This is a genomic window from Kitasatospora sp. NPDC029312, assembly GCF_055569215.1.
Map to the genome: position 1 here is coordinate 314,313 of NZ_JBVHXY010000001.1, position 13,839 is coordinate 328,151.

Annotated in this window: 9 protein-coding genes; 8 read left to right on the forward strand and 1 reads right to left on the reverse strand. The window is 76.3% G+C overall.

What is annotated here, in order from left to right; genetic code table 11:
• The first annotated feature begins 38 nt into the window (after positions 1-38).
• A complete protein-coding gene (locus ACZ4WV_RS01430) occupies positions 39-1,184 on the forward strand; it encodes an erythromycin esterase family protein (RefSeq protein ID WP_465741597.1) in 1,146 nt (381 codons plus the stop codon).
• A 54-nt stretch (positions 1,185-1,238) separates the two neighbouring features.
• Here the strand turns inward: ACZ4WV_RS01430 and ACZ4WV_RS01435 are convergent, their stop codons facing one another.
• On the reverse strand, positions 1,239-2,183 hold the full coding sequence (locus ACZ4WV_RS01435; RefSeq protein WP_465741599.1) for a LysR family transcriptional regulator: 945 nt from the start codon (positions 2,181-2,183) through the stop codon (positions 1,239-1,241).
• Between the two features lie 71 nt (positions 2,184-2,254).
• Between ACZ4WV_RS01435 and ACZ4WV_RS01440 the strand changes: the two genes are divergently transcribed.
• From ACZ4WV_RS01440 to ACZ4WV_RS01470, 7 genes are all read left to right on the forward strand, one after another.
• Positions 2,255-2,908, forward strand: coding sequence for a maleylpyruvate isomerase family mycothiol-dependent enzyme (locus ACZ4WV_RS01440; protein WP_465741601.1), 654 nt, complete (start codon positions 2,255-2,257; stop codon positions 2,906-2,908).
• A gap of 141 nt (positions 2,909-3,049) precedes the next feature.
• A complete protein-coding gene (locus tag ACZ4WV_RS01445; RefSeq protein WP_465741603.1) occupies positions 3,050-4,138 on the forward strand; it encodes a PP2C family protein-serine/threonine phosphatase in 1,089 nt (362 codons plus the stop codon).
• 438 nt (positions 4,139-4,576) lie between these two features.
• A complete protein-coding gene (locus ACZ4WV_RS01450) occupies positions 4,577-5,914 on the forward strand; it encodes an MFS transporter (protein WP_465741605.1) in 1,338 nt (445 codons plus the stop codon).
• Positions 5,915-6,023: 109 nt separating this feature from the next.
• Positions 6,024-7,283 (forward strand): non-ribosomal peptide synthetase, encoded by a 1,260-nt coding sequence (locus ACZ4WV_RS01455; RefSeq protein ID WP_465741607.1) that lies wholly within the window; start codon positions 6,024-6,026, stop codon positions 7,281-7,283.
• 239 nt (positions 7,284-7,522) lie between these two features.
• Positions 7,523-10,612, forward strand: coding sequence for a non-ribosomal peptide synthetase (locus ACZ4WV_RS01460; RefSeq protein WP_465741609.1), 3,090 nt, complete (start codon positions 7,523-7,525; stop codon positions 10,610-10,612).
• A complete protein-coding gene (locus ACZ4WV_RS01465) occupies positions 10,609-11,784 on the forward strand; it encodes an acyl-CoA dehydrogenase family protein (RefSeq protein ID WP_465741611.1) in 1,176 nt (391 codons plus the stop codon). Before ACZ4WV_RS01460 ends, ACZ4WV_RS01465 begins: the two co-directional genes overlap by 4 nt.
• A gap of 27 nt (positions 11,785-11,811) precedes the next feature.
• Complete coding sequence (locus ACZ4WV_RS01470; protein ID WP_465741613.1) at positions 11,812-13,626, forward strand: non-ribosomal peptide synthetase; 1,815 nt, start codon at positions 11,812-11,814, stop codon at positions 13,624-13,626.
• Positions 13,627-13,839: the final 213 nt, after the last annotated feature.

The window sequence follows — 13,839 nt, forward strand, 5'->3', positions numbered from 1 at the left end:
AAGCCTCAACCGATCCTTCAAGGATACGCTTGAGGTTCATGAGTCAGGACATCCGAGACTTCCTCACGCCCTCCTGCGAGCTGCTCGCCCTCGGCGAGCCGACCCACCAGGAACCGGCCTTCGGGCTGGTCCGCAACCACCTCTTCGCCCAGCTGGCCGAGCGGGGCTACCGCTCGATCGCCCTGGAGACCGACCGGGTGGCCGCGCTCGCCGTGGACGACTACGTCCAGGGCGGCGCGGGCACCCTCGACGCGGTGCTGGCCGAGGGCTTCAGCCACGGCTTCGGCGCCCAGGCCGGCAACCGCCGACTCGTCTCCTGGATGCGCGAGTTCAACCGCGACCGGGAGCCCGGGGAGCGGCTGGCCTTCCACGGCTTCGACGCCCCGACCGAGAACACCATGGCCCCCAGCCCGCGCCGCTACCTCGAACACGCCCGCGACTACCTCCGGCTCGACCTCGACATCGCCGCAGTGGCCGGCGAGGACGAGCGCTGGAGCAGCGAGCAGGCGGTGCTGGACGCGGCGAGCTCGCCCGGTGCCACGCCGGAGGCCGCCGAGCTGCGCCGGATCGCCGACGACCTGTTGATCCGACTGTACGTACAAGCACCGGAGTTGATCGAAGCAAGCTCCCTGGCCGAGTGGCTCCGGGCCGGGACGCGGCTGCGGGCCGGGCTCGGGCTGCTGCGCTACCACGCGCAGGCGGCGATCCAGGGCCTCGGCCTGAGCGAGCGGGTGTCCGGCCTGCTCGGCCTGCGGGACGCGCTGATGGCGCAGAACCTGCTGGACATCCGCGCCGCCGAGGCCGAGCGCGGGCCCACGCTGGTGTTCGCCCACAACGCGCACCTCCAGCAGGCCGTGAGCGGCTGGGCCGGGGGAGAGCTGGAGTGCCGCTGGAACGGCGCCGGTCGCAGCCTCCGCCCGCTGCTGGGCGGGCGGTACCTCTTCGTGGCCGGCAGCCTCGGGCGCAGCGGTGCGCTGGGGCTCGGCGATCCGGCGCCGGGGACGTACGAGGCTCTGCTGCAACGCGAGGGCGTCGCCTGGGAGTTGGTGGCGGCTCCGGAGCTCGGCGACGCCCGTCCCCGGACGGACACGGCGCCGCAGCAGGGCTATTCCTTCGACCGGTCGAGCTTCGAGGGGGCGGCCGCGGTGCTCCACATCGGCGACGGCGCGGCGGTGGCGGGGTAGCCGGTCGGTCGTCCGGCCCGGTCGGTCCTTGTCAGGGTCTCGGTTCGACGGTCGTCAGGGCCCCGGGTAGGCGATCCGCAGATGGTCCAGCAGGGCGGCGGTCGGCGGCGCCGGCCGCCGCCCCGTCGGCCAGGCCAGGGCGATCCGGACGCGTGGGACGGGGTCGCTCAGCTGCCGGATCCGCAGCCCGGCCACGGGCCCCGGGTCCGGCAGCAGCGCCACGCCCAGGCCGTGCGCCACGAGTTCGGCCAACTGGGGCGGGGCGGCGGCCTCCACGGCCACGACCGGGCTCACGCCCGCCTCGGCGAGGGCGACCTCCAGGGCCGTCCGCAGACCGGTGCCGCGCGGGGTGCCCACCAGGGCGTGCCCGTCGAGCGCGGCGACGGGCAGCGGGCCGTCGGGGGCGGTGGACAGCGGATGGTCCTCGGCGCAGACGGCGACCAGCGGGACGTCCAGCACGGTGTGCAGGGCGAGTCCGGTCAGTGCCGTCCAACCGTCATCGCCTTCGCGCCCGCTCGCGCCGGTCGGCAGGCCGATCACGGCGAGGTCCAACCGCCCTTCGCGCAGCGCCGTCAGCATCCGCGCGGTGGTGTCCTCGGCGAGCGAGAAGTCGATGCCGGGATGCTCCTGCCGGAAGGCGGCGAGCGTGGTGGCGAGCCCGGGGAAGGAGCCCAGCGCGGACGGCGGGGTGAGCGCCGCCCCGGCGACCATGCCCAGCCGGACGTGCCCGCGCCGCAGCCCGCCGAACTCGTGCGCCGTCTGGCGGGCCGCCGACGCGGCGGCGAGCGCGGCCCGCGCATGCGGCAGCACCGCCTCGCCCACGCGGGTCAGCCGGACGGCCCGCCCCGAGCGGTCGAGCAGCGGGTGGCCCAGCTCCCGCTCCAGCCGGCGGATCTGCGCGCTCACGCCGGGCTGGCTCAGGTGCAGCAGCTCGGCCGCCCGGGTGAAGCTGCCGTGCTGGGCGACGGTGACGAAGTACTGGAGCTGCCGGAGTTCCATAACCGCTGATCATAGGGGCCAGAACCACTGGGTCTTGGACGGGAGGGCGGCGCCGGCCGCAGGCTGGGGGCATGGCGAACGTGCGGCTGGGACAGGGTGTGGAGTGGGTCCGCGAGCAGATCGCGGCGGAACGTCGGGAACTCGCCGAGGTGTTCAGGGGATTCACCGTGGAGCAGTGGAACGCGCGCTCGCTGTGCGGGGGTTGGCGGGTGCGCGAGGTGGCGGCCCATCTGAGCACCGGCTTCCGGTACTCGACGGCGCGGACGGCCTGGGAGCTCGCCCGCTCCGGCGGCAACCTGCACCGGATGACGGACCGGGTCGCCCGCCGCGACGCCGCCGTGATGAGTGACCGGGAGCTCGCGGCGGCGATGGCCGACCACGCCGACCACCCCTGGCGGCCCCCGGTCGGCGGCCGGATCGCGGCCCTCGCCCATGACGCGGTCCACGGCCTCGACATCACCGTGGCCCTCCGGCTGCCCACCCGCCTGCCGGCGGCCCGCACCGCCGCCCTGCTGGGCACGGTCTCGCCGCGCAGCGTCCGGTTCTTCGGCGCCCGGCTGGACGGCGTGCGGCTGCGGGCGACGGACGCGCAGTGGTCGTACGGGCAGGGACGGGCCCTGGTGGAGGGCAGGGCGGAGCACCTGCTGCTGGTCGCGTACGGGCGGCGGCTGCCGCCCGGGCTGCTGGCGGGGGAGGGGGCGGAGCGGTTCACCTGGGCCGGGTGAGGCGCCCGGCGGCCGCCGCCCCGGGGGCTCCTCGGTTCCCCGCCGCCCGTCGCCGCCGGACCTGCGCGCCCCGCACCCCCGTGCCTACGATCGGAAAGGAATCCCTTCCGGGTGCGTGGCGAGACGGAAGCCAGGTCGCCGATGGCCCCGAGGTCCGTGCAGTGGCCGCCGTACGTGCGGGTCGCGCCGTGGTTGCTGGTCGCCGGCGGGCTGGTGTGGAACGCGCTGGACACCGCCGACTACTGGGGTGATCCGCTGCTGTCGGCCGCGGCCGTGCTCGCCGGTGCGCTGCTGGCGCTGCGGGACACGGTGGCGGTCGGGGTGGCGAACGTGACGGTGATCCTGGTCCTGTCCTCGCAGGACGGGTCGATCGGGACCACGGCCGGCTACCTGGAGCTGGGGAACACGGTGTTCGCGGCGCTCCTCGGCGTCGGGGTGAACCGGGTGCTGGCGCGGCACGGGCGGCGGCTGGCGCGGGTGCGGTCGGTGGCGGAGGCGGCGCAGCGGGCGGTGCTGCCGGAGCCGCCTGGCAGGGTGGGGGAGCTGGAGGTCGCGGCCTGCTACCGGGCGGCCCAGGACGAGGCGCTGATCGGCGGGGACGCGTACGCGCTGCAGGTCACTCCGTACGGTGTGCGGGTGCTGATCGCCGATGTGCGGGGCAAGGGGCTGCACGCGGTGGGAGCGGTGTCGGTGCTGCTGGGGGCGTTCCGGGAGGAGTCGCACCGCGCACCGGACCTCGGCGGGCTCGCGGACGCGCTGGAGCGCTCGCTGCTCAGGGAGAGCGCCCAGCTGAGCGAGGAACTGCGACTGGAGGGGTTCATCACGGCGCTGCTGGTCGAGTTCCCGCCGGGGGAGGCGGTGGCGCGCACGCTGGACTGCGGCCACCCCGGGCCGTACCTGCTGGACGGGGAGCATCCGGTGCGCCGGTGGGACGCGGCCGACCCGGGGCTGCCGCTCGGGATGGGCGTGCTGGGGGTGGCGCGGCCCCGGCCGGAGACCCGGGCGTTCCCGGCGGGGTGCACGCTGCTGCTGGTGACCGACGGGGTGACCGAGGCACGGAACGCGGCGGGGGAGTTCTACGACCCGGTGCCCGGGCTGGCGCCGCTCGGTCCGTTCGCGGACCCCCGGGAGGCGTTGGACGCGCTGGTGGCGGACGTGGCGCGGTGGACCGGCGGCCCCCGGGACGACGACATGGCCCTGCTCGCGGTGACCCGCCGCGGCGTCGGCTAGACCCCGGACGGCCCGCGCTCCGGAACGGCCCGGAGCGGCGGAACGGGTCCGGATGGGGGCCGGACGGAACCGGAGCGGAGCCGGAGCGCGGCTCGCTCGGATCACGCCGATATCACGGCGAGATTGCGGGAGGTGAGCGCTCCACGGAATCCGGCCAAGTTGACGGACGCGCTCCGTTGGCCGGAAACCGGACGTCCGGATATCGGGCGGTGAAATGGACTGCCGGCCCCGTGGGTGGGGGAAATCCCCTGCTGGGCCGCGCGCCCCAGGCTGACGGGCGGGCGTCTGGTCGCGGGGGATCGGCGCCGGGGCATAAGGGGGCGTAGGGGAGGGGCAAGGCGGGGTCATGACAGTGGCGGGATCCGGCCGACCCGGGGTTCGTCCGGAAACGAACCCAGCGCTTGCCGCGTGTCGAAGAGGTGACCGAGAGTCGCACCGATGAACGAGACGCTTCGCCCCCGCCAGGCCCGTCTGCTCGGCCACCGTGACTTCCGGCTCCTGTTGACCGGAGCCGCGGCGGCCCAGACGGGCAGTCAGGTCACCCTGGTCGCCCTGCCGCTGGTGGCGGTGGTGGTGCTCGACGCCACGCCCTTCGAGGTCGGCCTGCTGACCGCCGCCGAGACCGCGGCCTTCCTGCTGGTCGGCCTGCCGGCCGGCGCCTGGCTGGACCGGATGCGCAAGCTGCCGGTGCTGATCCGCGCCGACGTGGTGCGCTGCATCGCCGTCGGCTCGATCCCGCCGGCGGCGGCGTTCGGTGTGCTGACCATGCCGCAGCTGTACCTGGTCGCGCTGATCACCGGCGTGGCCACGGTCTTCTTCGACGTCGCCCACCAGTCCTTCCTGCCCGCCGTCCTGCCGCGCGAGCAGCTGGTCGGCGGCAACGGCGCGCTGGAGACGATCCGCTCCTCGGCGCAGATCGCCGGGCCGGGCCTGGGCGGCGGGCTGGTGCAGCTGCTCGGCGCGCCGCTCGCCATCGTCGCGGACGCCTGCGGCTACCTGGCCTCCGCCCTGCTGCTCGCCCGGATCCGGGTCGAGGAGGCGCGGCCGGAGCCCGAGCCCGGGCGCTCACTGCGCGCCGAGGTCGCCGAGGGCGTGCGCTTTGTCCTCGGACACCCGCTGCTCCGGGCGATCGCCGCCGCCACCGCCACCTCCAACCTGTTCGCCGCCGTGCTGATGGCCGTGCAGACGGTGTTCTGGGTGCGGGTGCTCGACCTGTCGCCCGGCGCCATCGGCGCCCTGCTGTCGGCCTCCGCCGTCGGCGGGCTGGCGGGCGCGCTGTGCGCGGGCCGGCTGGCCCGCTGGGTCGGCCAGGCCCGGCTGATCTGGCTGTCCGCCCTGGTCACCGCACCGTTCGCGGTGCTGTGGCCGCTGTCCGAGGGCGGCACGGGCGGGTGGCTGTTCGGCCTCGGCTCCGGCGTGGTGCTGTTCGGCGCCGTGGCCTACAACGTCGCGCAGGTCAGCTTCCGGCAGAGCGTCTGCCCGCCGGAGCTGCTCGGGCGGATGAACGCCACCATGCGCTTCCTGGTGTGGGGCACGATGCCGCTGGGCGCCCTCGGCGGCGGACTCGTCGCGGACCGGATCGGGCCGCGCGAGGCGCTGTGGCTGTGCGCGGTGGGCTTCCTTCTGGTGCCGGTGCCGCTGCTGCTGTCGCCGCTGCGGCGGATGCGCGATCTGCCCACGGCGCAGGCCCCGGACGCCGGTGCCCGCCCGGACGCCGATGCCCGCCAGGACGCCGATGCGCGCCAGCAGCCCGCCACGAGCCCGACCACCTCCTGACCCCTTGACCGCACTGACCGCCTTGACCTCCCTGACCTCCCTGACCTCCTGGCCCCGAGACCCGAGCACTCGAACACCCGAACCGAAACCGGAGACCGGAGACCGTTCCGTGCACGCCAGCATCACCGCCGCCTACCTCGCCCGGTACCGTTCCGCCGCCGCCGACTCCCCGGTGGAGCTGCTCCCGCTGACCGGCGCCCAGCGACGGTTCCTGATCACCCGCCGACTCGCCCCGCTGACCCGCTCCGACATCGTCCCGCTGTTCTTCGGCTACCCGCGCGGCACCGTGGACGTGGCCCGGCTGGGTCGTGCGGCCGCCGCCGTCGCCGCCCGCCACCCCGCGCTGTGCGGTGGCTTCGCGACCGTCCGGGGCACCCCCGTCCTCCGGGTCGGCGGCCCGGCCGTCGAGGCCGCCCGGATCGCCGTGGCCGACCACGGCAGCGCCGGGTCGGCCCTGCGCGCGGCCCTGCTGGACTGGCCCCTCGACGGGCCCGCCCTGCGCCTGCTGGTCGCCGAGGACCCGGACGGGCAGGAGGAGTTGCTCGCCCTCGCACTGGACCACGCGGCCTGCGACGAGCAGTCCCTCGGGGCGCTCATCGGCGAGCTCACCACGGCCTACGAGCGCGACGAGCCGCCCGCGACCGGCCCGGGCCGGCAGGCCCTGGCCGACTTCCGGGAGGCCGTCGAACTCCAGCTGGCCGCCGAGGAGGCCGCCGCGGGCCCGGCCGCCCAGGCCCACTGGGGCCGCCGTCTCGGCACCCTGGTCGGGACGGGCGGCGGCGCGGCGACGGCCACCGGCATGCTCACCGAACGGCTGCCCGCCGCCCAGGGCGCCGCCCGCAGCGCCGTCTTCCCCGCCCTGCTGGACGCCGTCGGCGCCGCCGCGCAGCGGCTGCACCGCGCGGACGGCCCGCTCGCGCTCGGCTACCCGTGGGGCGGCCGCCCGCCCGGCGCGCCCGCCGCGCTCGGCTGCTTCCTCAACACCCTGGTGCACCCCGTCCCGCCGCACCCCGCCGCCGACCTGGAGGAACTCTGCGACGCCTGGTGGGACGACCTCGACCACGCGGGCACCCCCTTCGACGAGGTGGTCCGCGCCGCCCGCACCGCGGGCTCGCCCTGGTCGGGCGCGCTCGACGCGATGCTCACCCTGGAGGACATGCGCCGCCGCCCGCCGCTGGTGCTCGGCGGCGTCCCCGGCCGGGAGGTCCACCTCGCCGGACGGCCGCTCGCCGCGCCACTGGCCGTCGCCGCCGAGCACGGTGACGACCTGCTGGTCCGCCTGGCCTGGGACAGCGACCGCTTCCCGGCCGCCGACGCCGAGGCCGCCTTCGACCGACTGCTCGCCGTCCTGCGCCGCCACCTGGCCTAGGGCGTATCTGACCATTCGCGTCGCGCGCCCGGCGGGAATCGTCGGACACGCCCCAGACGGCCCGTCCTCCGCCCACTCCCGGGCCCCCGCGCCCACCCGTCGTGGGCCCCAGTCCCTCAAGCCCCGGCCGCACCCCCACCCCGATGCGACCGGACCCCCACACGACCGTGCCGGGACCACCCCACGCCCGCGCCCGGCCACCCCGGTGCCAACCCGTCCACCACACAAGGGAATCACCCATGTTCGCACTCTCTCCCTCGCAGGAGATCGTCTGGCTGCACGAGCAGATGCTGCCCGGCAGCCGCGCCTACAACTTCACGGCCGTCCTCGACCTGTGGGGCACCCTCGACCGGGACGCGCTGCACGCGGGCCTCGCCGCCGTCCTCGACCACCACCCGGGCCTGCGGCTGGAGCTGGTGGCCCGGCCCGAGGGCCTGCCCGGCCAGCGGGTCGCCGCCGACTGCCGACCGGAGCTGCGGCAGAGCGACTACAGCGCCGAGAGCGACCCGGAGGCCGCCTTCCGCCGGCTGCTCGCCGCCGAGGCCGAGGAGCCGCTGGACACCTTCCGCGCGCCGGTGCTGCGCTGGCACCTGGTCCGGCTCGGCGAGGACCACCACCGGCTGATCCACGTCGAGCACCACCTCGTCCACGACGGCCACTCCTTCGCGATCCTGCTGCGCGACCTGTTCACCGTCTACCGCGCCCACGTCCTCGGCGAGCCGTACGAGCTGCCCACCGCCCCCTCGTACGAGCAGCACGCCCGCCGCTCCGTCGACCCGGAGGCCCGCGAGCGCGACCTCGCCTTCTGGACCCGGGAACTGGCCGACGCCCCGCGCGAGGTCACCCTGCCCGGGCTGGCCAAGCCCGGTGTCGAGCGGCGCCACCGCGGCGGACAGCTGCGCCAGTCGATCGGCGCCGACCTCGCCGGGCCGCTGCGCGAGCGCAGCAGGGCCGACGGCCACACGCCGTTCAGCACCCTGCTCACCCTGTTCGCCGAACTCCTGCGCCGCCACAGCGGCCACCGCGAACTCGTCGTCGGCACCGCCGTCGGCAACCGGCCGGAGGGCTTCGAGGGCACCGTCGGCATGTTCGTCAACACCGTGCCGCTGCGTCTGAGGCTCGACCCGGCCGCGCCCGGCACCGAGGCCGTGGACGAGACCACCGACGTCCTGCTGCGCGCCCTGCCGCACCAGGACCTGCCGGTGCAGGAGCTGACCCGCCGCCTCGGGCTGCACACCGGCGGCGCCGACAACCCGCTGTTCAACGTGATGTTCAGCGCGCACGACGCCGCCCTGCCCGACGTGCAGGCGCCCGGCCTGGAGGTCTCGCTCTACGAGGGCTTCAACACCGGCACCACCCGCTTCGACCTCGACCTCGTGCTGCTGCCCGACGACCGCCGGGTGGTCGGCGAGAAGCACGGCGCCGCCGGGATGACCCTGGTCTGGGACTACGACGCCGACCTCTTCGGCGAGGCCGAGGCCATGCTGCTGGCCGAGCGCCTGCTGGACCTGCTGCGCGACTACCTCGACCGGCCGCAGGCTCCGCTCGCCGAGCTCGTCCCCGCGCCTGACGCCGCTCCGGCCGTGTCGGTCGCCCCGGCCGGGCTCGACCCGGCCGCCGCCCACGACCCCGCCGCGCTCGCCCTGCTGGCCGGCACCGAGCGGATCAGCTACGGCGAACTCAACCTCCGCGTCAGCGAGTTGGCCGACCGGCTGCGCGCCGCCGGGGTCACCGCCGGGCAGCCGGTGGCCGCCGTGCTGCCGCGCGGCACCGACAGCGTCGTCGCCCTGCTCGCCTGCCTGCGCCTGGGCGCCGTCTACGCGCCGCTGTCCACCGAGGACCCGGCCGCCCGGCTCGGCCTGCTGCTGGAGCGGCTCGCCCCCGCCCTCGTCCTGGCCACCCGGCAGAGCGCGCTCGCGCTGCCCGCCGAGGGCATCACCCCGGCGCTGCTGGACGGCCCCGCCTTCCCGAAGGCCGGGCCCGCCGCCGTGCTGGAGGGCGCCGCCTACATCATCCACACCTCGGGCTCCACCGGCGTGCCCAAGCCCGTCCTGGTCGGCCGCGAGGCCCTGGCCGGGTACGTCGCGGCGATCACAGCCCGCTACGAACTCACCGCCGCCGACCGGGTGTTGCTGTTCGCCCGGCCCTCCTTCGACGTGGCGCTGGAGGAGGTGCTGCCCGCGCTCTCGATCGGCGCCGCACTGGTGGTGCCGCAGCGCGAGGTGCCCACCGGCCCCGAGCTGGTGGCGGTGCTCGCCGCCCGCGGCGTCACCGTCGCCAACCTGCCGACCAGCTACCTGCTCGGCGTGCGCGAGGACCTGCGCGAGGCGCTGAAGGACGGCCGCTGGTCGCCCCGACTGCTCGTCCTCGGCGGCGAGCGGCTGCCCGCCCGTGCGCTGGCCGACCTCACCGAGGCCACCACCGTGCTCAACGCCTACGGCGTCACCGAGGCCACCGTCACCTCCACCGTCCACCAGGTCACCGCCGCCGACGTCGCCGAGGACGGCGAGATCCCGCTCGGCACCGAGATCGACGGCGCCCGGATCCACGTACTGGACGAGACGCTGCGCCCGCTCCCGACCGGCTGCGTCGGCGAACTCGCCGTCAGCGGCGCCCTGCTGGCCGAGGGATACGTCGGCCTGCCGGAGCCCACCGCCGCCCGCTTCACCACCGTCCCGGCGCTCGGCGGCGCCCGGGTCTACCGCACCGGCGACCGCGGCTACCGCGACACCGAGGGGCGCCTGCGGTTCCTCGGCCGCGCCGACAACCAGGTCAAGCTGCGCGGCCACCGCATCGAGCTGGAGGAGATCGAAGCCGCCGCCTCCGCCGAACTCGGCGGCCGCTCCTGCGCGGTCCTGCTGCACACCGACCCGCGGACCGGCCCCCGCCTGATCGGCTTCCTGGAGGGCACCGACCGCCCCGACCAGGCCGCCCTGCACGCGGCCCTGGCGCGCCGGCTGCCCGGCGGACTCGTCCCGGCCGGCTGGACGGCCGTCCCCGAGATGCCCACGCTGCCCGGCGGCAAGCCCGACCGCGCCGCCCTGGCCCGGCTCGCCGACGAGACGCCCGCGCAGCAGGAGAGCGCCGCGCCCAGCGCCTTCACCGACCCGGGCCAGGAGCTGATCGCCGCCGCCTGGCGCGAAGTGCTCGGCCACGACCGCTTCACCGCGGACTCGCACTTCTTCGAGGTCGGCGGCCACTCGCTGCTCGCCGCCCAACTCGCCGCCTACCTGGAACCGCACCTCGGCACGCGCCCGCCGCTGCGCACGCTGTTCCGGCACGCCGTGCTGGCCGACCAGGCCCGCGTCCTCACCGGAGGGTCGAAGTGAGCGCCCCCTCCAGCGTCCTGGAAGCCGGCCACCGCGAACTCGTCGACGCCTTCGAGAGCTTCGTGCGTCGCGAACTCGTCCCGCTCGCCGCCGAGTTGCCCGAGACCGCCGACCAGGTCCCGGCCGACCTGCGGGCCTACGTGCGCAAGCGCTCCGCCGCCCTCGGCTTCTACGCCGGGGACTACCCCGAGGAACTCGGCGGCGCCGGCATGCCGTTCACGGCCGTCGTGCTGCTGCACCACGCCGCCGGGCGCAGCGGCTGCGTGCTCGCCCCCTACGCGCTGGCCGGCTCAGACGGCCCCAGCCCGCTGCTGCGGCACGGCACCCCGGAGCAGATCGAGCGGCACCTCGTCCCGCTGGTGCGCGGCGAGCAGACCCGCTGCCTGGCCCTCACCGAGCCGCAGGCCGGCTCCGACGCCTTCCGGCTGACCACCACCGCCGCGCGCACCGGCGACGGCTGGGTGCTGAACGGGCGCAAGACCTTCGTCAGCAACGCCGAGCACGCCGGGATCGCGCTGGTGGTCGCGGCCACCGACCTCGGTGACGGCGCCGGGCCCACCGCCGGGGCCACCGCCTTCGTGCTGCCCATGGACCAGCCCGGTCTGCGGATCGGCCAGCGGTACGAGGGCATGTCCGGCGAGCCGCTGTTCGAGCTGCTGCTCGACCAGGTCACCGTCGGCCCGGAGGCCGTCATCGGCGGCGAGGAGGGCATCGCGGCGGCCACCGCCCTCGCCATGGACAGCCTCTCCCGCGGCCGGCTGGTCGTGGCGGCGATGTGCAACGGCATCGCCGAGTACGCGCTGCGCGCCGGCGTCGAGTACGCCCGGGAGCGGCGCGCCTTCGGCCGGGTGATCGGCGAGTACCAGCACGTCCAGGAGCACCTGGTGACCACCCGGGCCGAGGTGGAGGCCTCCAAGCTGCTCACCCTGGCCTGCGCCCGGCTGGTGGACGAGGGCACCGAGTCCGCCGAGAACGCGGCGCTCGCCAAGCTCACCGCCTCCGAGACGGCCGTGCGCGCGGTGGACCGCTCGCTCCAGGTGCACGGCGCCACCGGCTGGGTGCGCGGCCACCCGCTGGAGTTCCTGTACCGCTATGTCCGGATGACCACGATCATCGAGGGGACCTCCGAGGTCCAGAAGGTGATCATCGCCCGTTCCATGGGCCTGAACTGACGGCTACTCACTCATCTGGAGCCAATGATGGAATCCCTGAGCATCGGATACGGCCGTCCGCACCAGGACGGCGGCGTCCTCGACCTCTTCACCGGCTGGGCGCACCGCACCCCGGACGCGCCCGCCCTGATCGACGGCGAGCACAGTTACAGCTACGCCGAGCTCGACCGCCTCGCCGACGCCGTCGCCGAGGCCCTGCGCGGCAAGGTCGGCAAGGGCGACCTGCTCGGCGTCTGCCTCGGCCACTCGGCCGCGCTGGTCGCCGTCACCCTGGCCGCCGCCAAGCTCGGCGCCGTCCACCTGCCGCTCGGCCCGCGCCCGGGCGAGCGGCGGCTGCAGGCCGTCGCCGAGCAGCTGCGGCCCGCCTGCCTGGTCGGCGAGCCGGCCGTGCTGCCGCCGGGCGGCGAGCGGCTGGCGCTGGACCTGCCCGCCACCGGCGAGGTGCTCGCCGTGCTGACCCCCGGTGAGCAGGCCCAGGTGCCGACCGGCACCCACTACGCGGTGCTGACCTCCGGATCCACCGGCACCCCCAAGGCCGTCGCCGTCACCGAGCCGGCGCTCGGCGCGCTGCTGCACTGGTACCGGGAGCTGACCGGCCTGGGCCCCGGCGCCCGGCACAGCCTGGTGATCGGGGTGGCCTTCGACCCGCACCTGATGGAGCTGTGGGCCGGCCTCACCTCCGGCGCGACGCTCGTCGTCGCCCCCGAGGCGGTCCGCTGGGACTCCGCCGCGCTCACCGACTGGTACCGCGACGCCGCGATCACCGTCTCCGTGCTGCCGACCCCGCTCGCCGAACCCCTCCTCGGCCGGCCCTGGCCCGCCGGGCTGGCGCTGCGCCACCTGATGATCGGCGGCGACCGGCTGCGCCGCGCCCCCGGCCCGGACGTCACCGCGACCGTCCACAACGCCTACGGGCCCGCCGAAGCCACCATCGCCACCACCGTGCACACCATGGCCCCCGGCGGCGACCACGGCGACGGCGCGCCGCCGATCGGCCTGCCGATCCCGGGCGCGGTCGTCGTGGTCACCGACGAACAGGGCCGCCCGGTGCCCCGGGGAGAGGCCGGCGAGCTGCGCATCGGCGGCCGGGGCCTGGCCGCCGGCTACCTCGACCCCGAGCTGACCGCCCGCCGCTTCGTCGAGGTGCCGCCCGGCGTGGACGGCATCGACCTGGTCTACCGCAGCGGCGACCGGGTCGTCATGCGCGCCGACGGCGTGCTGGAGTTCCACGGACGCCTGGACGACCAGGTCAAGGTCAGCGGGGTGCGCATCGAGCCCGCCGAGGTGGAGGCCGCCTTCGAGCGCGACCCGCGGGTGCGCCGGGCCGTGGTCGCCGCCCAGCCCGTGGCGGCGGGCGGCGTCCGGCTGCTCGCCTTCCTGGAGGCCGAGGACGGCGCCGCGGCCGGCACCGAGCCCGCGAGCCTGCTGGAGGCGGTGCGGCCCTGGCTGCCCGAGCAGGCCGTGCCCTCGGCCGTCCGGCTGGTGGACCGCTACCCGCTGGACGCCAACGGCAAGGTGGACCGCGCGGCGCTGCTCGCCGCCGAGGCGGCCGTCGCCGCAGGCTCGGCGGCCCCCGGCGAGCCGGCGGGCGAAGAGGGCGGCACCCCGGTCGAGCGCACGGTGCTGAAGCTCTGCCGCGAGCTGATCGGCCGCGCGGACCTCGGCCCGGCGGACAACTTCCTGGCGTCGGGCGGCAATTCGCTCGCCGCGGCCAGACTGCTGGAGTCCCTGGAGGGCGAGTACGGCGTCCGGCTGCGCGCCGCCCTGCTGCTGCGCCAGCCCGATCTGCGGGCGATCGCGCGGCTGGTCGAGGAACGGATGCCCAGCGCCTCGCTCTCCTGACCGCGCGCCGCGCCGCGGGGGAGCGCCCCGCGCCCGGGGCGTGCCCCGCGCTGCGGCGCGCGTCCTGTGCCCCGGCGCGCGTCCTGCCCCTCGGCGCGTGCCCCGCACCTCGGGGGGGGGGGGGGGGGGGGGGGGGGGGGGGGGGGGGGGGGGGGGGGGGGGGGGGGGGAGGGGGGGGGGGGGGTGGGATACGGATGCGCTGGGCAGAGCCCG